This is a genomic window from Nostoc sp. UIC 10607, from assembly GCF_047228265.1.
Classification (GTDB): domain Bacteria; phylum Cyanobacteriota; class Cyanobacteriia; order Cyanobacteriales; family Nostocaceae; genus Nostoc; species Nostoc foliaceum_A.
In genome coordinates, this window is the sequence record NZ_JBIQNW010000266.1 from 1 (window position 1) to 385 (window position 385).

At 45.2% G+C, this 385-nt stretch carries 1 protein-coding gene; it reads right to left on the bottom strand.

All coding sequences use genetic code 11. The features are described 5' to 3' along the window. Positions 1-385 (bottom strand): WD40 repeat domain-containing protein (locus ACEYW6_RS36715; protein ID WP_412983681.1); only part of this gene is annotated, 385 nt, incomplete at both ends.

Consider the following 385-nt stretch of genomic DNA (forward strand, 5'->3'; position numbering starts at 1 on the left):
TCCAGATTCCAGAGTTTGAGTGTCTTGTCATTTGAAGCAGAAATCACCCGCTTGCCATCAGGGGTGAGGGCTACTGCATTTACCGGGTAGCTATGACTTTTAAAAGTCCGCTCATCTTTCCCAATTTGGAAATTCCGCTTAAATATTGTGCCAATCACCCAGTTAAAGACTAAAGTTAGAGCCTGTAGAACTGGGATTTTACTTTGATGCAAGTCCTTTTCCAGATTCCAGAGTTTGAGTGTCTTGTCAGATGAAGCAGAAATCACCCGCTTGCCATCGGAGGTGAGGGCTACTGCATTCACCGAGTCGCTATGACCATTAAAAGTCCGCTCATCCTCCCCAGTTTCCAGATTCCAGAGTTTGAGTGTCTTGTCATTTGAAGCAG